Annotated in this window: 19 protein-coding genes; 9 read left to right on the top strand and 10 right to left on the bottom strand. The window is 70.9% G+C overall.

The window, feature by feature from the left end; translation table 11 throughout:
- Positions 1–54: 54 nt before the first annotated feature.
- The gene (locus OG430_RS46205) at positions 55–1275 is read right to left on the bottom strand and encodes a GDSL-type esterase/lipase family protein (protein ID WP_327358714.1); all 1221 of its coding nucleotides are present in this window, start codon (positions 1273–1275) and stop codon (positions 55–57) included.
- Between the two features lie 211 nt (positions 1276–1486).
- Between OG430_RS46205 and OG430_RS46200 the strand changes: the two genes are divergently transcribed.
- Positions 1487–2497, top strand: coding sequence for an alpha/beta fold hydrolase (locus OG430_RS46200; RefSeq protein WP_327358713.1), 1011 nt, complete (start codon positions 1487–1489; stop codon positions 2495–2497).
- A gap of 84 nt (positions 2498–2581) precedes the next feature.
- Here OG430_RS46200 and OG430_RS46195 read toward each other — a convergent pair whose 3' ends face one another.
- A complete protein-coding gene (locus OG430_RS46195; RefSeq protein WP_327358712.1) occupies positions 2582–3049 on the bottom strand; it encodes a peroxiredoxin in 468 nt (155 codons plus the stop codon).
- Positions 3046–3426, bottom strand: coding sequence for a DoxX family protein (locus OG430_RS46190; protein WP_327358711.1), 381 nt, complete (start codon positions 3424–3426; stop codon positions 3046–3048). Before OG430_RS46190 ends, OG430_RS46195 begins: the two co-directional genes overlap by 4 nt.
- A 146-nt stretch (positions 3427–3572) precedes the next feature.
- Here OG430_RS46190 and OG430_RS46185 point away from each other — a divergent pair, with 146 nt between their 5' ends.
- Positions 3573–4175: a GNAT family N-acetyltransferase gene (locus OG430_RS46185; protein ID WP_327358710.1), complete on the top strand. Its 603-nt coding sequence runs from the start codon at positions 3573–3575 to the stop codon at positions 4173–4175.
- Positions 4176–4190: 15 nt separating this feature from the next.
- Here the strand turns inward: OG430_RS46185 and OG430_RS46180 are convergent, their stop codons facing one another.
- The 6 genes from OG430_RS46180 to OG430_RS46155 all read right to left on the bottom strand — a co-directional run bounded on the left by OG430_RS46180 (position 4191) and on the right by OG430_RS46155 (position 11483).
- Positions 4191–4631, bottom strand: a complete 441-nt coding sequence (locus tag OG430_RS46180) for a GlcG/HbpS family heme-binding protein (protein WP_327358709.1) — start codon at positions 4629–4631, stop codon at positions 4191–4193.
- A gap of 67 nt (positions 4632–4698) precedes the next feature.
- Positions 4699–6207, bottom strand: a complete 1509-nt coding sequence (locus OG430_RS46175; protein WP_327358708.1) for a flavin monoamine oxidase family protein — start codon at positions 6205–6207, stop codon at positions 4699–4701.
- A gap of 209 nt (positions 6208–6416) precedes the next feature.
- Positions 6417–7862 (bottom strand): glyceraldehyde-3-phosphate dehydrogenase, encoded by a 1446-nt coding sequence (locus OG430_RS46170; protein WP_327358707.1) that lies wholly within the window; start codon positions 7860–7862, stop codon positions 6417–6419.
- A 76-nt stretch (positions 7863–7938) separates the two neighbouring features.
- A complete protein-coding gene (locus OG430_RS46165; RefSeq protein ID WP_327358706.1) occupies positions 7939–8769 on the bottom strand; it encodes a dienelactone hydrolase family protein in 831 nt (276 codons plus the stop codon).
- A 2-nt stretch (positions 8770–8771) separates the two neighbouring features.
- The gene (locus OG430_RS46160; RefSeq protein WP_327358705.1) at positions 8772–10457 is read right to left on the bottom strand and encodes an FAD-dependent oxidoreductase; all 1686 of its coding nucleotides are present in this window, start codon (positions 10455–10457) and stop codon (positions 8772–8774) included.
- A 72-nt stretch (positions 10458–10529) separates the two neighbouring features.
- Positions 10530–11483 carry an AurF N-oxygenase family protein gene (locus OG430_RS46155; protein ID WP_327358704.1) on the bottom strand — a complete coding sequence of 318 codons (954 nt, stop codon included), beginning with the start codon at positions 11481–11483 and terminating at the stop codon, positions 10530–10532.
- Between the two features lie 261 nt (positions 11484–11744).
- On the opposite strand from OG430_RS46155, the gene OG430_RS46150 reads away from it, so the two are divergent.
- From OG430_RS46150 to OG430_RS46120, 7 genes are all read left to right on the top strand, one after another.
- On the top strand, positions 11745–12266 hold the full coding sequence (locus tag OG430_RS46150; RefSeq protein WP_327358702.1) for a hypothetical protein: 522 nt from the start codon (positions 11745–11747) through the stop codon (positions 12264–12266).
- Positions 12267–12504: 238 nt separating this feature from the next.
- Positions 12505–13335, top strand: coding sequence for a DUF6528 family protein (locus OG430_RS46145; RefSeq protein WP_327358701.1), 831 nt, complete (start codon positions 12505–12507; stop codon positions 13333–13335).
- A 299-nt stretch (positions 13336–13634) separates the two neighbouring features.
- Positions 13635–14429 (top strand): tRNA-dependent cyclodipeptide synthase, encoded by a 795-nt coding sequence (locus OG430_RS46140; protein WP_327358700.1) that lies wholly within the window; start codon positions 13635–13637, stop codon positions 14427–14429.
- Positions 14419–15630: a cytochrome P450 gene (locus OG430_RS46135; RefSeq protein WP_327358699.1), complete on the top strand. Its 1212-nt coding sequence runs from the start codon at positions 14419–14421 to the stop codon at positions 15628–15630. Before OG430_RS46140 ends, OG430_RS46135 begins: the two co-directional genes overlap by 11 nt.
- Positions 15631–16032: 402 nt before the next feature.
- Positions 16033–17001, top strand: a complete 969-nt coding sequence (locus tag OG430_RS46130) for a C40 family peptidase (RefSeq protein WP_327358698.1) — start codon at positions 16033–16035, stop codon at positions 16999–17001.
- A 135-nt stretch (positions 17002–17136) separates the two neighbouring features.
- Entirely contained in the window at positions 17137–18222 is a 1086-nt protein-coding gene (locus OG430_RS46125) for a methyltransferase (RefSeq protein WP_327358697.1), read from the top strand.
- 97 nt (positions 18223–18319) lie between these two features.
- Entirely contained in the window at positions 18320–19168 is an 849-nt protein-coding gene (locus OG430_RS46120; RefSeq protein ID WP_327358695.1) for an SDR family oxidoreductase, read from the top strand.
- Positions 19169–19201: 33 nt separating this feature from the next.
- Here the strand turns inward: OG430_RS46120 and OG430_RS46115 are convergent, their stop codons facing one another.
- On the bottom strand, positions 19202–20509 hold the full coding sequence (locus OG430_RS46115) for an MFS transporter (RefSeq protein WP_327358693.1): 1308 nt from the start codon (positions 20507–20509) through the stop codon (positions 19202–19204).
- Between the last annotated feature and the right edge of the window lie 5 nt (positions 20510–20514).

Raw genomic sequence — 20514 nt, 5'->3', positions numbered from 1 at the left:
TTCCCGCGCATTCCACACCGGCGCTCCGGCTGAGCGCTCAGCGCTCATCCGGGGTCATGCGTGAGCGGCCAACGGCCCTTCGGTGCCGAACGCCACCGCCGCGAAGCGCTCCCCGATGCGTCGGTGGGTGGCGGCGTCCGGGTGGAGCTGGTCGGGCAGCGGCAGTTCGGCGAAGTCCGCCTCGCCGTAGAGGTCGCGGCCGTCGAGGTGGTGCAGGTTCGGGTCGTCGGCCGAGCGCTGCTTCACGAGGCGAGCCAACTCGTCCCGGATGACGGTGAGCGTCAGCTTCCCGGCGGCCCGTTCCGCGGGGTCGCCGGCGGCCCGGAACTTGAGCCTGCCCTCGGCGAGGGCGCTGAAGTCAGGGGCGCTGGGGCCGGGGGTGTCCTCGTGGATGGGGCACAGGATGGGCGAGACGACGAGCAGCGGTGTGGTGGGGTGCCCCTCACGGATGGTGTCGAGGAAGCCGTGCACCGCCGGCCCGAAGGCACGAAGGCGCATCAGGTCCGTGTTGACGAGGTTGATGCCGATCTTGACGCTGATCACGTCCGCGGGGGTGTCCCGCATCGCGCGGGCGGTGAACGGATCGAGCAGGGCGCTGCCGCCGAACCCGAGGTTGATCAGTTCCACGCCGCCGAGCGAGGCGGCCAGCGCGGGCCAGGTAGTGGTGGGGCTCTCGGCGTCGGAGCCGTGGCTGATCGAACTGCCGTGGTGCAGCCACACCTTGCGGTCCGTGTCCAGCGCCGGCTCGACGGGCGCGTCGGTGCGCAGGGCGACCAGTTGGGTGATCTCGTTGTGCGGCAGCCAGATCTCGACGTCCTTGACCCGGTCGGGCAGACCGGTGAAGCGGACCGTGCCGACCGGGCCCGGCCGGGTCTCGGCGGTGCCGGTGGTCATGTCCACCATCAGGACGTTGCCGCCGGTCACGCCGGAGCGCCGGGCGAGGCGTCCGTCGACCAGCAGGTCGTACACGCCGTCGGGCCGGGGCGGGGCGCCCTCGTAGGCCATCTTGGTGCGCAGGGTGTCCAGCTCGACGACGGTGGCGCGGGTACGGAACACCAGGCGTACGCCGGACGGTTGGGCCTCCGCCATCGCCAGCTGCCCGTCGGCGCACTGGGCCCTGGCCCGGGCGGGCAGCCGGTGCGGCAGCAGCCCGTGCTCGGTGCGCTCCAGTTCGAGCGCACCGCGCACGAGGTCGGCGGTCAGGGGGGTGGGGGTCAAGTCCGTCGCCGGGGGTGTGGCCGAGGTGTCCGGGGCGGGGTCGTGCGGAGAGTTCATGTCCTCAGCCTTTCATCCCGGATACGTGTTACGCGCATGCGTTTCGGCCCGCACGGCCCGCTCCGGCGGGGACGCCCGGCAACGCGTGGCCGAAGCAGCGACGCCTTGCCGAAGTGGCGACGCTTTGCCGAAGTGGCAACAGAACTCGCAGGTGCCGCACCGTTCCGCGCATGATCGAAAGGCAGGCCCCATCGAGAGCCCTGGAGGACGCATGACGCAGCAGGCCGCGGACGGCACCGGCACTGCCACCCACCGCCTTGTCCCCACACCCGCCGGCCGGATCCACCTGGTGGAACAGGGCGTCGGGCCGCTGGTCCTGCTCGTGCACGGATTCCCGGAATCCTGGTACTCCTGGCGCCACCAGCTGCCGGTCCTTGCCGCCGCCGGGTACCGCGCGGTCGCCGTCGACATCCGCGGCTACGGCCGCTCCTCCAAACCCGGTGACCTGGCCGCGTACCGGATGCTCGAACTGGTCGAGGACAACGTCGCCGTGGTGCACGCCCTCGGCGAGCGGTCGGCAGTGGTCGTCGGCCACGACTGGGGCGCGAATATCGCCGCGAACTCCGCTCTGGTCAGGCCCGATGTCTTCACCGCGGTGGGACTGCTGAGCGTTCCCTACGCCCCGCGCGGCGGACCTCGGCCGAGTGAGATCTTCGCGGGGATGGGCGGTGAGGAGGAGTTCTACGTCTCCTACTTCCAGCAGCCCGGACGGGCCGAGGCGGAGATCGAGCCCGATGTGCGCGGCTGGCTCGCGGGCTTCTACGCCGCCCTGTCCGCCGAGACCATGCCGCAGCCCGACGCCCCCGACCCGCATTTCGTCAGCCGGGGCGGGACGTTGCGCGACCGCTTCCCCGGCAGGGCGCTGCCCGGCTGGCTCGGGGAGCGTGAACTCGACTTCTATGCGGGCGAGTTCGAGCGCAGCGGCCTGACCGGGGCCCTCAACCGCTACCGGAACATGGACCGGGACTGGGCGGACCTCGCCGCCTTCGACGGCGCACCGCTCACCCAGCCGTCCCTGTTCGTCGGGGGCGCCCTCGATGCCTCCACCACCTGGCTGGCCGATGCGATCAAGGCGTACCCCGAGACCCTGCCCGGCCTGGTCTCCTCGCACATCCTCGACGGCTGCGGCCACTGGATCCAGCAGGAACACCCCGCCGAGGTCAACCGGCTCCTGACCGACTGGCTCGCCGCCCTGCCGGGCACGGCCCCTTCCAGGCCCTGAGGGTCCGGGCCTGCGCAGGGCCGGCCGCATGCGGTGCCCGCGTACGGCCACTTCTCGTACGCGACTTCTCGTACGCGCGTACTGCTACTTCTTGTACGCGCGTACCGCCTCCAGAGCCTGGTCGGCATGCGCGCTCATCCTGAGCTCGCTGCGTGTCACGTGCAGGACGGTGCGGTCCTGGCCGATGACGGCGGTGACGCGTTTCGTCGGTGCCAGCGAGAATCCGCGGGCCACTCCGAACCGCCCGCGCACCACGCCCTCGGGGTCGGCGAGGAGCGGGAAGCCGAGGCTGTGCCGCTCGGTGAACTCCTGCTGCCGCTCCACCGGGTCACCGCTGATGCCGACCGTGGTGGCCCCCACGGCGCCGAACTCCCCTGCCAGATCACGGAAGTGGCAGGCCTCGGCGGTGCAGCCCGGGGTGAGCGCGGCCGGGTAGAAGAACAGCACGACCGGTCCGCTCGCGAGCAGGTCGGACAACCGCCGCTCGGTTCCCGTCTCGTCCGGCAGCGTGAAGTCCTCGACCTTGTCGCCCACGGCGACGACCTTCGTCATGACCGGCCCTCCGTCGTGCGCGCCACGCTCCGGGCCCACAGCACCAGCGGCACCTGGAGCGGGAGCCGCCCCATCGCCGCCGCCTTGAGGGGAGTCGGGCGGTGCCGCCAGTCCACCGCCATCTGTACGTTGGCGGGGAAGACGCCCACGAAGAACGCCGTCGTCGCCTTCGCGGCGGCCCGGCGCGTACGCGGCAGCGCGACACCGGCGGCCAGCGCCAGCTCGACCACGCCGCTCGCGTACGTCCAGGTCCGGGGCGCACCGGGCAGGGCCCGCGGAATCGTGGCGTCGAACACCTTCGGAACGGTGAAGTGCGCGACCGCGCTGCCGGCCAGCAGGCCGGCGAGCAGCACGGGGGAACGGGACGACAGCGACACAGTGCCTCCTCTGATGACTGAGGTGATGACTGAGGCATGACCCTACTCGACGGTAAGTACCGTGGGTTCTCCCCGGGTCCACGCATTTCGACCACGGCCGGGCCCCCGTCGGCCGCCTCCAGGGCGGTCCGAGCATGATGAACCGCATGCCCTTCGCGATCTCGCCCACCATCCCGGCCGGGAGCCTTTCGTCGTCGACCCAGCCCGCTCTCCTCTCCCCCGACGGCGCCTTGCGGCTGCGGCCGTGGCGTGCGGAGGACACCGAGGTTCTGCTGCGGGCCTACCGGGACCCGACCATCCGCCGCTGGCACGTACGCCACGTCCTCACTCAGGACGAGGCCACCCGGTGGATCGCCGACTACGCCCGGTTCTGGCAGCAGGAGACGGCCGTGCAGTGGGTCATCACCGACGCTGCCGACGACGAGGCGCTCGGCCGGATGGCGCTGCGGACCATGAACCTCCAGGACGGCGTCGCCGAGTGCGCCTACTGGGTCCTGCCGGCCGCGCGGGGCCGCGGTGTCGCGCCGCGCGCCCTGGCCGCCCTGACGGAGTGGGCCGTGGGCACGGCCGGGTTCCACCGGCTCGAACTCGTGCACTCGGTGCACAACGAGGCCTCTTGCCGGGTGGCCGTCAAGAGCGGCTTCGCCCTCGAAGGCACCCGGCGCGAGTCACATCTGCATGCGGACGGGTGGCACGACACCCATCTGCACGGGTACGTCGCGGGGCGTGCCGGAGAGCTGTCCGCATGAGTGGTCCCCGAACGGTCAGGACTCCTCCGCCCCCGTCTCGGCGGTGAGGCCCGCCGCCAGGATTCCGGCGACGGCCGCGCGCTCGTCGTTGTCGGACGAATCACCCGTGGCGCCGACCGCACCGAGCAGGCGGCCGTCGGCGTCGCGTATGAAGACTCCGCCCGGAACCGAGAGGATCCGGCCGCCGGCGAGGGCGGTGACGGAGGCGAAGAAGGCGGGGGCGGCCTCCGCGCGCCGGCCGATCTCCCGGTTGTTGATGCCGAGGCCGAGGACGCCCCAGGCCTTCGCGACGGCGATGTCCGGGCGCAGGAGCCCGGAGCCGTCCTCGCGCGCCAGGGCGACCAGGGTGCCGCCGGTGTCGAGGACGGCCAGGGTCAGCGACTCCAGCTTCTCCTCGCGTGCGAAGGCGAGACCGGCCTGCACGATGCGGTTGGCCTGCTCCAGGGTGATGCTCATCTCGGGTTCCTTTCGGCGCGGTTGGTGTGGGTGACGTGGTCGGTGTGGATCCGCGGTCCGCATCCACTCAGCGGGCAGCGGTGTGCGAACCCGCCTGCTCCAGGACCGCGCGTACCGCGATGAGCGCCGATTCCAGGGCCCCTTGGATCCAGGCGTGCGCCACCGACAGCTGCTCTCCCGCGAAGAACACCCGTGGCCGGTCCACCGGGTGGGGTGCGCCGAGGGCACCCAGATAGCGGGCGTGCTGGCCGGGTGCGAGGTAGGCGAACGCGCCGCCGCCGATGCCGGGTTGCTCGTCCCAGTTCCAGTGGACGATGTCGGCGATGCCCGGGTGCAGTTGCTCCAGGGAGTCCAGGACGAGGCGGGTGCGGTCGGCCTCGGGCAGGGTGGCGAGGCGGCGGGCGTTGCCCTCCCACAGGTACGCGCCGGTGAGCACGGCCGGCTCGTGGGAGCGTGCGGGGTCGGCCGCGCTCCAACCTCCGTCGGTGGGGCGGGCGTTGTCGGACGGGTACCAGCACTGCTGGATCGGCAGGTCGGTGAAGCTGCCGCCGCCGTGGATGGCGTCGTCCAGCTCCCACACCCTGCGGTCCAGGTGCAGCAGGGTCTTGCTGCTGCTCGCGTAGTTGATGCCGCGCACGGCCTGCCGCTGGGCGGCGGGCAGCCCCGGCTCGAAGCGGATCTGGTCCAGGGCGGGCGCGGGCAGCGCGCACACGGCCCAGTCGTAACGCTCGTCCAGCGGTCCGGAAATGTCGCGGCCCTGGATGCGTACGCCGTCCTGATCGGCGTGCACGGCCTCGACGCGGCTGGAGAGTCTCAGGGTGCGCGGCGGCAGGGCGCGGACGAAGGCGGAGACCAACGCGTCCATGCCGTCGGTCAGTTCGACCTGGGCGACGTGGAAGAGGCCGAAGTAGTCGACCAGCACTTCGAGCAGCGCGGCATGTTCGTAGTGGGCGAGGCCGCTGACCTGGCCGACCAGGTCCCAGGCCGCCGGGGTGAGACGGCTGCCCGCGTACTGCCACAGCGATGTGGACATCAGCGCTTCGAGCTCGGGGTCGCCGACCTCCCCGGCGAGGACGGCCTTGTGCTGTTCGGGCCGCAGCCCGGACCACACGTGGTGCAGCAACTCCTCCAGGAGCAGCCGGGGATCGCGGTCCTCGGAGCCGGTCAGCCCGAACAGGCCGGGCAGGGTACCGGCGTCGCGGGCCCGTACCCTGCGGCCGTGCAGATGGAGGTACGCGTCCGGGTTGGCGTTGACGAAGGGGCGGGTGGCGAGGCCGAAGCGGCGTACGTAGTGGAGGGTGGTGTGATGGTTCGCGGGCAGCCGCATCGCGCCGAGCTCGCCGTGGGTGCCGTCCCAGAAGCGATGTGTGCGGATGCGGCCGCCTGGTCGGGCCGCTCTCTCGTACACCGTCACATCGAGCCCTCTTCGGGCCAGTTCATGGGCGCAGGCGAGCCCGGAGATGCCACCGCCGACGACAGCGACGCGCCCGGAGGCGCCCGGCCGTGCCTCGGCGAGGTCCGCGGGGAAACGGAAGTGCTCGTCGAACGGGCTGGGCGTACCAGTGATCGTTGTCATGCGTCGGACGCTATAGGGAGGGTCCCGGGCTGACGATGGAGAGAGGATTGCAGGTCCGTGAAATCGGTCGGGCTCTCCCAACTCGGGCCCGTGGACGCCCCGTTCGCCCCCTTGTCAGGCTGCCGGGAACGGAACGGGCCCCCGTCCCGCGACATGGCGTCGCGGGACGGGGGCCCAAGTGACCGTGGGAGTCGGCCTGTTCGCCCGGATCAGACGACCGGGACCGGGTACGTCGGGTACTCCACCCCGGAGACGTGCTGCACGACCCGGATGACCTGGCAGGAGTAGCCGAACTCGTTGTCGTACCAGAGGTAGAGGATCGCGTTGTCGCCGTCGACCCGGGTCGGGCCCGCGTCGATGATCGAGGCGTGGCGCGAGCCGATGAAGTCGCTGGAGACCGCGTCCGGGGCGGTGGTGAAGTCGATCTGGCGCTTGAGCGGCGAGGTCAGCGACACCTCGCGGAGGTATTCGAGGACCTCGTCGCGGTCGGCCTCGCGGCCGAGTCGCAGGTTGAGGATCGCGATCGAGACGTCTGGCACGGGGACGCGGATCGAGCTGCCGGTGATCGTCGCCTCGAGGTCGGGCAGCGCCTTGGCCACGGCGGAGGCGGCGCCGGTCTCGGTGATGACCATGTTGAGCGGCGCGGAGCGGCCGCGGCGGTCGGCCTTGTGGTAATTGTCCAGCAGGTTCTGGTCGTTGGTGAACGAGTGGACAGTCTCCACGTGGCCGCTCACCACGCCGTACTCGTCCGCCATCGCCTTCAGCGGCGGGACGATCGCGTTGGTGGTGCAGGAGGCGCAGGACAGGATCTGCTCGTCCGGCTTGATCATGTCGTGGTTGACGCCGTGCACGATGTTCGGGACGTCGCCCTTGCCCGGGGCGGTCAGGACGACCTTGTCGACACCGGGGCGCAGGTGCTGGGACAGGCCCTCGCGGTCGCGCCACTTGCCGGTGTTGTCGATGAGGATGGCGTCCTTGATGCCGTACGCCGTGTAGTCGATCTCCGACGGGTCGTTGGCGTAGATCACCTTGATCTCGTTGCCGTTGGCGACGATCGTGCTGTTCGCCTCGTCGACCGTGATCGTGCCCTGGAACTGCCCGTGGATCGAGTCGCGGCGCAGCAGCGAGGCGCGCTTCACGATGTCCTGCTCGCCGCCCTTGCGGACGACCACGGCGCGCAGCCGCAGCCCGTTGCCGGAGCCGGCCTTCTCGATGAGCAGGCGGGCGACGAGGCGGCCGATGCGGCCGAAGCCGTAGAGGACGACGTCGCGCCCCTCACGGCACTCGATCTTGTTCGCACCCGTGGCACCGGCGACGGCCTCGGCGGTGAACGCCTCCACCGTCAGGCCGCGGTCGTCGCTCTTGTACGTCGCGGCGAGCATGCCGATGTCGATCTGCGAGGGGCCGAGATCGAGCGTCGTGAGGGCCTCAAGGAACGGCAGGGTGTCGGTGACGGAGAGTTCCTCACCGGCTATCTGACGGGCGAATCGGTGGGTCTTGAGAATGCTGACCACCGACTTGTTCACCAAGGAGCGGCTGTGCAGCAGGACCGTGACGTCCCGCTCACGGTGCAGCTTCCCGATGACGGGGATCATGGATTCCGCGATCTCTTCGCGGTGCTTCCAGTTGGTGAACGAGTCGTCGTTGACAGTCACAGGATTTATCTTTCGAGCTAGGCGGCGCTCACATGCTAACCCTCCGTTGTTTTGATCATGCAAGCGGTGCCTCTGCTCAGGCCCGGGATGCCTCCAGGAGCCGGGTCCTGAACAGGTCGAGCACCTGGTCGAGGGCTGCCCGGGTCGGTTGGCCGGGCTCGTCGATGAGGTGCTCGGTGAGCACGGAGTGTGGTCGGATCAGGCCGTCGGGGTTGGCGTCGGCGTCGTCCAGTTCGACGGCGGTGAACGCCTCGCCGAGCTCCTTGCGCAGGAAGGCGAAGCGGTCGCCGGGGACGAGGCGGTCGCCGCGGAAGCGCATCCCGAGCACGCGCAGGCCATCGCGTGCGCAGCGGTCCTTGACCACCGCGAGGTCGTCGGCGGAGATGTCGATGCCGCAGGCGCGGGAGCCGGTGACGGCCAGCGGCAGTGACGGCTGGGAGAGGACCGGCGCGAGCAGCCGGTCGTCGGTGGCCATGGCCAGGGCGAAGCCGCCGGTCAGGCACATGCCCACGGCGCCGACGCCGGGGCCGCCGCAGCGCTTGTGCTCGGCGGCCGCGAGCGCGCGCAGCCAGCCGACGACGGGTGAGGTGCGGCCCCTGGCGAGCAGGGTGAACTCGCGGCTCACGCACACCTTCAAGGCGGTGGACGCCCCGTAGCGCGCGCTCCTGACCCAGCCGTGGGTCTTGGGGTCGGGGTCGTAGCCGGGTTCGCCGAACAGCACGGGCAGCACCGCCGTGCAGCCGATCGCGGCCACCCGCTCGGCGAACTCGAGGACCTTGGGCGTGATGCCCGGGATCTCCGCCATCACGATGACGGCGGGCCCTTTGCCTTTGCTCAGGATTCTGCGGGTGGTCCCGCCGTGGGCGAAGGTGCTCCGCTCGAAGCCCGTCAGATCGTGATCCGCCATCCTCATCCCCTCTCGGTCCGGTTGCCGGGGACCACTCCCCAGCGATTGCCCCTCGCGGTCGCCACCAGCTCGCCGACCGTGGCCAGCTTGATCCTCGGGCGTCCGGCGCGGCGGCCCCGGTTCAGCTCGGCCTTGTTGATCGCGGCCAGGCCTCGGGCGTCGACGACCTTGCGGTTGCGACGCCGGGCGAGGCGCTGGAATCCCTTCTTGCCCTCGGCGGGCGCGGGCAGGTCGCCCGCGACGGCGTCGGCGAGCAGCGCGGTGACGGTCTCGGCGGCGCAGGTGCGGTTGGCGCCGATGCCGCCCGAGGGGCCGCGCTTGATCCAGCCGACGACGTACGTGCCCGGCCGGCCGGTGACCCGACCGCCCTCGTTGGGCACGGTCGCGGTGGCCTCGTCGAAGGGCAGCCCGGCGACCGGCAGCCCGCGGTATCCGACGGCCCGCAGCAGCAGCCCGGCCGGGATCTCCGTCTCCCCCTCCCCCGGGCTTCCCGTGACGCGTACGGCGCGCACCTTGTCCTCGCCGGTCACCGCCACGGATTCGGAATGGAAGCGGAAGACGATCCGCCGCCCGGTGGCAGGCGCGCGCGAGAAGTCCACCTCGGTGCGTGCGACACCCTGCAGCACCGCCGCCTTGTCCTTCGCCCTTGCCTCGTCGATCGTCGCGCCGGTCCGCGGATCGTGGTCGTCGACCACCAGCTCGACGCCGGGCAGGTGCTTGAGTGCCAGCAGTTCGCTCCGGGTGTACGCGGCGTCCTCGGGCCCGCGCCGGCCGAGCAGCACCACCTCGCGCACCTTGCTCGCCCGCAGTGCGGCGAGGGCGTGGTCGGCGATGTCGGTGGCGGCCAGGGCGTCGGTGTCCGCGACCAGGATGCGGGCGACGTCGAGGGCGACATTGCCGTTGCCGACCACGACCACGCGTTCTGCCGAGAGGTCGACCGCGTCGGGCGCGACCTCCGGGTGGGAGTTGTACCAGGCCACGAACGTGGTCGCGGCGATGGAGCCCGCCGCGTCCTCGCCCGGGATCCCGATGCGGCGGTCGGTGGAGGCGCCCACCGCGTAGATCACCGCGTCGTGGTGCGCGGCGAGCTCGTCCGCGGTGATGTCCCGGCCGACTTCGAGGCCCAGGTGCATCGTCACCCGCGGATGTGCGTGGAAGCGCTCGAAGAGGTCGCCGACCTTCTTGGTCGCCGGGTGGTCCGGCGCGACGCCGTACCGGACGAGGCCGCCCGCCACCGGCAGCCGGTCGACCAGGGTCACCTCGGCCGAGGTGTGAAGGAGCAGGTCCTCGGCCGCGTACATGCCGGCCGGGCCGGTGCCGACGACCGCGACGCGGATCGGGGCGAAGTCGGCGGGCAGCACGCGCGCGAAGGTCGGCTCCTGCCAGGCGTGGAAGTTCGGGCTGTCGGCGGCGAGTGGGGGCCCGGCCGCCGTTTGCTCCTCGTAGTACGCCGCGTTGATGGCGACGTACTCCCGTTGTCCGCCGAGCAGACTGTCGGCCGGGAAGATCGCGTCGACCGGGCAGGCGTCCGCGCAGGCCCCGCAGTCGATGCAGGCCTTCGGGTCGACGTACAGCATCTCGGTGCTGCCGAAGTCCCGTTCCTCGGGGGTCGGATGGATGCAGTTGACCGGGCACACCGCGATGCAGGTGGCGTCGCTGCAGCAGTTCTGGGTGATGGCGTAGGGCATGACTGTCGTCCGGTCCGCTCAGATCAGGTGGGCACGCTCGGATCAGATGGGCAGGTCAGATCTGGTGGCAGGTCAGATCAGGTGGGCGCGCCGGTAGAACACGAGCGCCGGCTTGGTGAGCAGGCGGGCCGAGGCCAGGAATTCCATGAGGCCGCTGCAGCTGGAGCGCATCATCGACTTGTGGTGCTCGTTGGTCTCCGCCTCGGCCCGGGCGCGTTTGCCGTCGAGCCCGGCGTTCGCGTACACGCCCTTGTTGACCATGCTGGTGACGATGACGTACGACGCGATCGCGATGACCAGGGCGCTGAACTGGCGGCGCGCCCAGCCCGCGTGCGCGAGGCGCTTGCGGGTCTCGTCGCGGGCGAACTTCATGTGCCGGGATTCCTCGACGACATGGATGTTGTTGATGGTGCGCACGAAGGGCACGACCCGCTCGTCGCGCATCCAGTCGCGCTGCATGACGTCGAGGACTTCCTCGGCCACCAGGATCGCCGCGTACGCCGCCTCGCCGACGGCAAGTGTCTTGAAGGCCCTGCCCAGTTCGACCGCGACTCGGTGCGGCCGGTACGCGGGGGCGCCGAGCTTCTGCGCGCCGCGCGCGAACATGATCGAGTGCCGGCACTCGTCGGCTATCTCGGTGAGCGCCCACTGGAAGTCGGCGTCCGTGGGGTCCTTGGCGTAGATGTCACGCAGCACCATCTGCTGCAGGATCATCTCGAACCAGATGCCGGTGCTGGCCACGGACGCGGCCTCGTGCCGGGTCAGCTCCTTGCGCTGCGCGTCGCTCAACTCGCCCCAGTACGCGGTGCCGTAGAGCGTGCTCCACTCCGGGCTCGCGCCGTGGAAGTCCTTGTCCAGGGGCGTCTCCCAGTCCACCTCGGTGGCCGGGTCGTACGAGAGTGTCGCGGCCGAGTCGAGCAGCCGCCGGGTGACGTCGCGCTCGGGGTTCCCCGGGTTCTCTGCGTTCTCTGCGTTCTTTGGGCGTGGTCGTGCGGGCGTCTTCGGCGGGACCGTGCTGCTTGCCATGCTGCGGCTCCTCCAGGCGAGAGAGATGGTCCGGTCCATGGGGGCTTGTTAGACGGACCGTATAACAAGCCCCCTCGGCAGGCCTACCCCTCGGTAGGAAATCTGTATTCCGGTCCGCTTCCACTCCACTTCCACTCCACTTCCACTCCGCACGCCCGGAGTCACCGCCGCATCGCGCGAGCACCCGCCCCCCTCAACTCCCCCTCCAAAGGGGCGCATTGGGTCTGTCCGGAGCTTCCGAACGGGTGTAATTTTCATTACATGACTACGGAAGAGGGAGAGGCGGTCCGAGGCTGGTTCGCCGGGCGACTGCCGGAAGATCTGTTCCTCGAGCTCCTGGACGTGACCGTCGACCGTGAGGAGATCACGGTCATAGGTCGCATACCGGAGCCCGAACTGGACGCCGCGGCCGGCGAGGCCGAGCGGGACGCGGCACTGGACGGGCGCATCGCGGAGTTCCGCGAGCGCACCCGCGACGCGCGCATCCGGGTCGCCCGCGAGACGGAGCGCAAGTACGACCGCAAGGTGTCGTGGGGCGTGCAGTGCGGGGACCGGCGCGCGCTGTACACCCATGTCGCCGCACCGGCGATGACGCGGCTGCGGCAGCCGGAGCGCCAGGTCCTCGACACCCTGATCGCGGCGGGCGTCGCACGCAGCCGCAGCGAGGCGCTGGCCTGGTGCGTCCGGCTCGTGGGCCGCAACACCGACGAGTGGCTGGCCGACCTGCGGGCCTCGCTGGCGAACGTGAAGAAGGTACGGGACCAGGGGCCCGACCCTTCCTAGGAGTTGGCGCCGCCCCGGCGATGACTGCGCCCGTCCCGGATCAGGCACGCCGTCGCGGTGGAGCACTGTCGCTCGAGCACCGGTCGAGCCCCCGTCGAGCCCCGGCGGTCAAGCGCTCGCGGCGCCCTGACCGTCGAGCCCCGGCCGCCGCGTACGCCGCGTACGCCGGGAACCCCCCGACCGCGACCACGCGTCACCCTGGATGCAGGGATGGCAACTGACCACGGGGGTGGGCGAGTTGAACGACACATTCGGTGTGGGCGCGGTCGAGCAGGTGGCCAACGACGTCATCGTCTTCGACCAGGCCAAGGACTGGAGCAAGGCGGAGGCGGTGACCTGGCGGTGGAGCGCGCCGGGCGCGGCGCCCTGGGTGAATCTTTCCGACGTTCGCCTGCGCAACACCAAGCTGCACGACAACGTCGTCCTGGTCACCGCCTCCGGGGGCCGCGCCGCCATGCTGAGCCGGCATTCCGAGCGGGTGCTGTGGGCGGCGACCCCGGGCGGGAATCCGCACGCCATCGAGCGTCTGCCCGGCGGGGTGATCGTCACCGCGAGCTCCGCCGGGTATCTGCGGCTGTACCGGCCGCCGTCCACGACCGCGTTCAAGAAGGTGCCGCTCCCCGGCGCGCACGGAGTGCTGTACGACAGCAAACGCGAGGTCCTGTGGACGGTCGGCGACAAACGTCTGGTGCGGTACAGGATCACGGGGAGCGGCACGGGAACGCGGCTGCACAAGGTGGCGACGAAGGCGATCCGGGGTCTCGGCCACGACCTCCAGCCGGTGTACGGCGACCCCGACTCGCTGTGGTTCACGGACACTTACGGCGTCTACCGCTTCGACATCCCGGCCAAGACCTTCCACGAGGTCGACGGGGCGAACGGGGTGAAGTCGTACGTGAGCCAGCCGAGCGGGCTGCGGGCGCGCACCCGCGCCGACCACGGGGGCCCCAGGAAGTGGGCGGGCCCGACGGTCGACTTCTTCCGGGCCTCGGGCGACAAGGCGTTCTCCCGTACCCGCAGGGGCGCCGAGTTCTACAAGGTGCGCATCTGGACGCCGGCCTTCGGCTGACGCGCCCGGCTCGACCTGGCTCGATTCGAGCCAAACAACTCCGTTTCCGCTGGCTTGTTTTCGATGCCGCCGACAGCGAGGGGCGGCGCTGTTCGCCGACGGAAATGGGGCGGTGCGCGATTGCCGCGCACCGCCCCTCGACCGTGTTGCGCGGGCCGAGAGTTCATCTCGCCTACACACTCCCGTAAAGCCACCCGTTGACTCCGCTCCGTAGCCGGACTATAACTTCGAGTCGTCGACGCCACACCGGGAGCACAAGGCTCCATTGGGACTAGCGGCGGCCAAAGGATTCACTCGAGTTGACAGCTGCGACCGTTCTTGAGATCCAGCCGGTCACGCCGCGGAGTTCCGCGGCAGGACTCTTCCACATAGCGCCCTACACCCCCCATTGCCAGGTCATCTGTGATGACGGCGATCACGTCGTGATAGGGGTGTCACCGGGTAACAGTTACTTCTCAGCCCAGCGCATCAACGATCTGGCCAACTGGGGCCTCAGCCTCTTCGACCAAGTCGACTTCGTCTATACCGACTTGCACGTCGCGGAGATGTACGAGGCCTCCGGATACACCGCCGAGGACGCCCGCCGGAAGTTCGTGAAGAACCTGCGCGGCGTGCGTGCCAAAGTGAACAACGCGGTCGACGCCCTGGACCCGCGTGGCAGCCGGCTCCGGGCGCATCCCATGTCGGAGTTCACCGAGAATTCCGCGTACCGGGAAATCCACGACCACCTGCAGAACCGTCTGGCGACGGATCCGGAGTTCCGCGCGACCTGTGACGCGCTCGTGAACACCTTCCTGTCCGACAAGGTCCTGGACGGCCGGGCCGCCACCGAGCAACAGCGCGCGGTGTGCCTGGAGTATGTGTGCGCCGAGGCGCCGCTGTTCCTGGACACCCCCGCCATCCTGGGCGTTCCGTCCTCGCTGAACTGCTACCACCAGCTCCTGCCGATGGCCGAGCTGCTCTACTCGCGCGGTTCCGGACTGCGTGCGTCCCGCAATCAGGGCCACGCCATCGTCACGCCCGCCCCCGCCGCCACCGCGTCGACGCCCGCTGCCGCGTCCGCGACCACTGAAGGAGCCACCCATGTCCGCTGAGCTGCTCGAATCTCCCGTCGCCGCCGAGGAGCTCATCGACTTCCCGTTCTCCTGGCAGGGCGACCGCATCCCGCACCAGGTCGAGGAGTTGCGCAGGACGCCCGTGCGCCGGGTGCGCACGATCGCCGGTGACGAGGCGTGGCTGGTGTCGTCGCACGCGCTGTGCAAGCAGGTTCTTGAGGACCGGCGCTTCAGCCTGAAGGACACCTCCGCGCCGGGCGTACCGCGCCAGTACGCGCTGACGATCCCGCCCGAGGTCGTCAACAACATGGGCAACATCACGGGCGCCGGACTGCGCAAGGCGGTCCTCAAGGCGCTCAACCCGAAGGCCGCGGGTCTGCAGGAGTGGATGCGCAAGCAGGCCGCCGAACTGGTCGACGGCCTGGTGGCCGAGGGTGCGCCGGGCGATCTGCGGGCCGGTTTCGCGGACCCGTACTCGGCGGGCATGCACTGCCACATCCTGGGCATCCCGCAGCAGGACGCACCCAAGCTGATGCGCAGCCTGGACATCGCGTTCATGAACTCCGCCTGCCCGATCTCGGGCGCGAAGCTGAACTGGGACCGCGACATCGCGTACATGGTGAAGAAGCTCGACGACCCGGCCACGACCGGGCTGATGGCCGAGCTCGCGGCGCTGCGCGAGGACCCGGAGTACGCGCACCTCACCGACGAGATGCTGGCGACCGTCGGTGTGACCATGTTCGGCGCGGGCGTCATCTCGACGGCGGGGTTCCTCACCATGGCGCTGGTGTCGCTGATCCAGCACCCGGAGCTGCGGGCCGAACTCCTCGCCGACCGCGGCAAGATTCCGGCGGCCGTCGACGAGCTCCTTCGCATCAACCTGTCCATCGGCGACGGCCTGCCCCGGCTCGCGCTGGAGGACGTCCAGCTGGGCGATGTCCTCGTCAAGAAGGGTGAGCTGGCCCTGGTCCTGGTGGAGGGCGCCAACTTCGACCCGGAGGCGTTCACCGACCCGGAGCGGGTGGATCTGACCCGCGAGAACAACACCGCGCACCTCTCCTTCGGCGGCGGTCAGCACTACTGCCCGGCGACCGCGCTCGGCAAGAAGCACGCCGAGATCGCCCTGGAGACGCTGCTCGACCGGCTGCCCGAGCTTGAGCTGGCGGTGCCGATCGATCAGTTGGTGTGGCGCACGGGCTTCATGAAGCGGATCCCGGAGCGGCTGCCGGTTCTCTGGTAGCCGGCCCGCGGTGAGTGCCGAGGCAACCACCCTGCGGTAGGGGCCGCTGAGAGCCGACATCATCCGGCCCCGAACGTGGCACGGCCCACCCGCGGCGGCGACCTCAACAAGGCCGCCGTACGCCGTCGTTGTCGCGTCCCGCGTGGCATCCATCACGCGGGACACGGGAACGAAGTGTCCGAGTTGCTCCCTTTCGGCCCCGAATGATAGGGGCCGAAAGGGAGCAAGGCGCAGGCAAAACCCGGAGTTCAGGGGCTCACCGACACCATGAAGCCCCACCCCTCGCGTGACCGACAGGTGGAAATCGGCACGATCGGGGACGCCCGCGACGACAGGCCACCAAGTGTGGCGTAATGCACCTTTTTTGATCTTCGTCCGGGATGCCTGGTACGGCTTGATCACATGTCACGCACCGCATCCCTCCCCCGCCATCGAAAGCCCCGCCGAAACGCCTCGACCCTCGCACTCCGTGCCGGAGTTGCGACCGGCGTACTCGGCGCCGTCACCGTGACCAGCGCGGCGGCGTCCCCCGCTCAGGCGGGCGCCGACGATCCCGTCACCCAGACGATCGAGATGCCCACGCTCGCCAAGAGCCGCGCCCTGCAGGGCGCCCGGTCGGCCGACGCCACCCAGCGCGCGGCCCTCTCCCTGGCCGAGCGGGCCGAACAGGACGCCGCCACCGAGCGCGCCGCGCAGCAGGCCGAGCAGGTCAAGGCCGAAGCGGAGCGCAAGCAGGCCAAGGCCGAGGCCGAGGCCGAGCGCAAGGAACGGGCGCAGCGACAGAAGGCCGAGGCCGAACGCAAGGCCGCGGCGGAACGCAAGCAGGCCGAGGCAGACCGCAAGGAACGCGCCGCGCGGCAGGCGTCGGCGCAGCAGAAGGGCACCGGCTCCAAGGCCACGGGCTCCGGTTCCGGCTCCAAGGCCACGGGGAGCAAGGCCACCGGCAAGCGCTCGACCGGAAGTTCGGGTGCCACCGCGCCCGGCGGCACCCAGAACGCCCCGTCGGCGCCCGCGAGCGGCAGCGCCGCGAGCGTCGTCAGCTTCCTGCAGGCCCAGGTCGGCAAGGCGTACGTGTTCGGCGCGACCGGCCCGTCCGCGTACGACTGCTCGGGCCTGACCCAGGCCGCGTTCCGGCAGGCCGGGGTCAGCCTGCCGCGCACCTCGCAGGCGCAGTCCGCGAGCGGCACCCCGGTGTCGCTGTCCAACCTCCAGGCCGGCGACCTCCTCTACTGGGGCGGCAAGGGCTCGGCGTTCCACGTCGGCGTGTACGTCGGCAACGGCCAGTACATCGACGCGGCCAATCCGCGTAAGGGCATATCGCTGCAGAACCTGTCGGGCTACCCGGCGAGCGGGGCCGTGCGCGTCCTGTAACTCCGGTCCGGATCTGCTGACGCGGCCCGGATCGGCCGACCTGCCGGTCAGCGTCGGACGGCCCCCCGCCCCGCCTCCTGGGAGCGGGGGGCCGTCCGGTTCGCACCGGTGCGGGTCCCGGCGCGCGCTGCGAGGATGACCGACCGACATTCTCAACTCGACGACGGGACACGGACGTTGACGATTTCATCGAGTCGCCCCGCTGGTCACCCCGCCGACTCCCCCGCCCTTGCGGCCGGCCTCCTGCACGACCTCGCGCTCGCCTCGTTCACCGTGGGCGCGCTGAACGCCGCGGCCGTCCACCACATCGCCGACCATCTCGCCGACGGCCCGCTGCCCGTGGCGGAACTCGCCCACCGCTCGGGCACCCACGCCCCGTCCCTGCAGCGCGTGCTGCGACTGCTCGCCATGCACGGCGTCTTCCACGAGGACGACGCCGGCGCGTTCGGCCTGACACCGGCCGCGCACCTGCTGCGCCGCGACACACCCGGCTCGCAGCACGCCTCGACGCTCACCTTCACGGCCGAGTTCATGCAGCGCTCGGCGGGCGGGCTCGCGGAGACGGTACGTACCGGCGCACCGGCCTTCGACGCGGTGTACGGCCGGACGTTCTTCGCCCATCTCATGTCCGAGCCCGCCGAACAGCAGGCGTTCGACGCCGGCATGGCCGCCTTCTCCGGATCGGTCGACGACATCGTCGCCGACAGTTGTACGTTGCCGGACAGCGGCACGGTCGTCGATGTCGGGGGCGGCCGCGGCGGGCTCCTGCGGGCCGTGCTGAACCGCGCCCCCGGGCTGACCGGCGTGCTCTTCGACCAGCCGCAGGTCGTCGGCGAACACCACCTGGACAACGAGGAGTTGGCGGGTCGCTGGCGGGCGGAGGGCGGCGACTTCTTCACGTCCGTACCGGCGGGCGGCGACCTCTACCTGCTCAAGCACGTGCTGCACGACTGGAACGACGAGGACTGCCTGCGCATCCTGCGCGCGGTCCGGGCCGCGGCACCGGCCGGGGCCCGGCTGCTCGTGGTGGACGCCGTGCTGGCCCCGGGCAACGAACCGGATCTGGGCAAGCTGGTCGACATCGTCATGCTGGCGGTGCTGCGCGGCCGGGAGCGCACGGAGGCCGAGTTCGGCACGCTCCTGACGGCGGCAGGGTTCCGCCCGGAACGCGTCATCGCCACCAAGGCCTTCGCTTCGGTCGTCGAGGCGACTGCGGTCTGAGCGTCATGGGACGTGCCGGGTCACGGGCTTGACCTCAACCTTTGTTCAGGTTGCACCCTTTGGGGGTCGTGATCGTCATTCGAGCGAGGAGATCGTCATGATTCTGGTCACCGGTGCCACCGGCAAGGTCGGCCGACAGGTCGTCGCACAATTGCGGGATGCGGGGGTCGGGGTGCGGGCCCTGGTGCGTGACCCACAGTCGGCCGCGCTTCCCGCCGGGGTGGAGTTGGCTCGCGGCGACCTCACGGATGCGCAGTCGGTCCAGCGGGCGGCCGAGGGCGTGGACGCGGTCTTCCTGGTATGGCCGCTGCCTGCCGTGGAGGGCGCGTACGACGTGCTCGCGGCCGTGGAGAAGCACGCCGGAAGGGTCGTCCATCTGTCGGCGCACGGCGTTCCCGACGACGACTCCGGCGAGCCGGAGCCCGGGATCCTCGGGACTCACACCGCCATCGAGCGGGCCATCCGGGGGTCGGGGCTGGAGTGGACGCTGCTGCGCGCCGGCGGGTTCGCCGCGAACACGCTGGGGTGGGCCGAGCAGATCCGCGGCGGGGACGTGGTGCGCGGTGCGCATGCCCGCGCCACCCGGTCGCTGATCCACGAGGCGGACATCGCGGCCGTAGCGGTACGGGCGCTGACCACCGACGAACTGGTGGGCGCCGCGCCACACCTGACCGGGCCGCAGGCACTCACGCAGGCCGAGCAGGTCCGTACGATCGGCGAAGTCCTGGCCCGGGGGCTCGAGTTCGAGGAGATCGGCGAGGCGGAGGCGGCGGCGGCCTACGAGGCCCAGGGGCTGCCGCCGGAGTACGCGCAGGGCATCGTGGCGGCGCACCGGCACATGGTGGCGGAGCCGGAGACGGTCTCGCCGGCCGTCGAGCGGATCACGGGGCGGCCGGGGCGGACGTACCGGGAGTGGGTGGCGGACCACGTGGCGGACTTCAGCTGACGGCGGCGCGCATTGTGTCGGCCCTGACCGACCCTAACCGGCCCTCCGAGCGTGCTGAGCCCCCAGGCCTGCCGTGATCTCGCCGACCGTGCGGTCCTTGGTCTCCGGGACGCGCCACAGGATGTAGAAGAAGCCCGCCGCACACAGCACCGCGAAGAGCCAGAAGGTCTGGCCCTCACCGATGGCGTCGATGACGTTCAGGAAGAACTGGCTGACGACGAAGTTCGCCGCCCAGTTGGCCATCGTGCACAGCGCCGCGCCCGCGGCCCGCGCCTTCGCCGGCAGCATCTCCGGAACCATCAGCCAGAAGACCGGGCCGAGACCGATCGCGAAGGCGGCGACGTACGCGAGGAGGCAGATCAGGGCGATCGGGCCGGAGCCCAGGTCCCACACGAAGCTCGCGCCCAGCGGGATCAGGGCCACCACCATCAGGCCCGTCGACAGCAACAGCAGCGGCCTGCGGCCCCAGCGGTCGACCAGTTGGATCGAGACCATGGTCAGGACCACGTTCAGGGCGCCCAGGTACACCGAGTACAGGAGGGAGTTGGAGGCGTCGAGGCCGGTGTCCTGCATGATGGTCGGCGCGAAGTAGAGCACGGCGTTGATGCCCGCGACCTGCTGCAGGACCGCGAGGACGAGGCCGATCGCCATGGCGGGCCGCAGCGAACGGTCGAGGAGCGCCTTGAATCCGCCGCTGCCCGACGAGGCGTCCTCGGACGAGTGCCGCGCCGAGGACTCGGGGACGAAGAGCAGCCCGGCGAGGAGTACGACGGTGGGGACCAGGCCGGCGCCGAACATCCAGCGCCAGTCCCGTGCGCCGGAGAAGGCGAGGCCGACCAGATAGGCGGCCAACAGGCCGAGGGTGACGCCCAGTTGGTTGAGGGAGACCATCCGGCCCCGGATGCGCGGCGTGGAGACCTCGGAGAGGTAGACGGGTACGACGGCCGAGGCCAGGCCCGCCGCGAGGCCCTGCACCACCCGGCCGAGCAGCAGCACCACGAGGTCCGGGGCGGTCATCGTGACCAGCATGCCGACGGCGAAGAGCACGCCGCTCGCCACCAGGACCGGCTTGCGGCCGTAGCGGTCGCTGATCCGCCCGGTGCCCAGCGCCCCCACGGCGGCGCCGAGCAGGAAGACGGAGACGACCAGGCCCTTCTGGGACGTGGACAGGCGGTAGTCGTCCGGGATGTAGAGGACGGCTCCGCCGGCCACGCCTGCGCAGTAGCCGTACAGGAACACCGCCAGCGAGACGATGGAGGCCCAGACCCAGCGACGACCACCCGGGCCGGACACCGGCGCCTCGGCGGGATCGGCGGGATCGGCCATCGTTACGTCCGCCACGACCC

Source organism: Streptomyces sp. NBC_01304, assembly GCF_035975855.1.
GTDB lineage: Bacteria > Actinomycetota > Actinomycetes > Streptomycetales > Streptomycetaceae > Streptomyces.
The sequence above is the reverse complement of the archived record's forward strand: the minus strand, read 5'-3'. Positions and strand labels throughout refer to the sequence as shown.

Excerpts from the sequence above, each read along its gene's own strand:
- OG430_RS46155 (WP_327358704.1), bottom strand. The coding sequence starts at position 11,483 with ATGGCAAGCAGCACGGTCCCGCCGAAGACGCCCGCACGACCACGCCCA.
- OG430_RS46200 (WP_327358713.1), top strand. The coding sequence starts at position 1,487 with ATGACGCAGCAGGCCGCGGACGGCACCGGCACTGCCACCCACCGCCTT.
- OG430_RS46135 (WP_327358699.1), top strand. The coding sequence starts at position 14,419 with ATGTCCGCTGAGCTGCTCGAATCTCCCGTCGCCGCCGAGGAGCTCATC.
- OG430_RS46185 (WP_327358710.1), top strand. The coding sequence starts at position 3,573 with ATGCCCTTCGCGATCTCGCCCACCATCCCGGCCGGGAGCCTTTCGTCG.
- OG430_RS46160 (WP_327358705.1), bottom strand. The coding sequence starts at position 10,457 with ATGCCCTACGCCATCACCCAGAACTGCTGCAGCGACGCCACCTGCATC.
- OG430_RS46130 (WP_327358698.1), top strand. The coding sequence starts at position 16,033 with ATGTCACGCACCGCATCCCTCCCCCGCCATCGAAAGCCCCGCCGAAAC.
- OG430_RS46125 (WP_327358697.1), top strand. The coding sequence starts at position 17,137 with ATGACCGACCGACATTCTCAACTCGACGACGGGACACGGACGTTGACG.
- OG430_RS46180 (WP_327358709.1), bottom strand. The coding sequence starts at position 4,631 with ATGAGCATCACCCTGGAGCAGGCCAACCGCATCGTGCAGGCCGGTCTC.
- OG430_RS46120 (WP_327358695.1), top strand. The coding sequence starts at position 18,320 with ATGATTCTGGTCACCGGTGCCACCGGCAAGGTCGGCCGACAGGTCGTC.
- OG430_RS46195 (WP_327358712.1), bottom strand. The coding sequence starts at position 3,049 with ATGACGAAGGTCGTCGCCGTGGGCGACAAGGTCGAGGACTTCACGCTG.
- OG430_RS46165 (WP_327358706.1), bottom strand. The coding sequence starts at position 8,769 with ATGGCGGATCACGATCTGACGGGCTTCGAGCGGAGCACCTTCGCCCAC.
- OG430_RS46205 (WP_327358714.1), bottom strand. The coding sequence starts at position 1,275 with ATGAACTCTCCGCACGACCCCGCCCCGGACACCTCGGCCACACCCCCG.
- OG430_RS46150 (WP_327358702.1), top strand. The coding sequence starts at position 11,745 with ATGACTACGGAAGAGGGAGAGGCGGTCCGAGGCTGGTTCGCCGGGCGA.
- OG430_RS46175 (WP_327358708.1), bottom strand. The coding sequence starts at position 6,207 with ATGACAACGATCACTGGTACGCCCAGCCCGTTCGACGAGCACTTCCGT.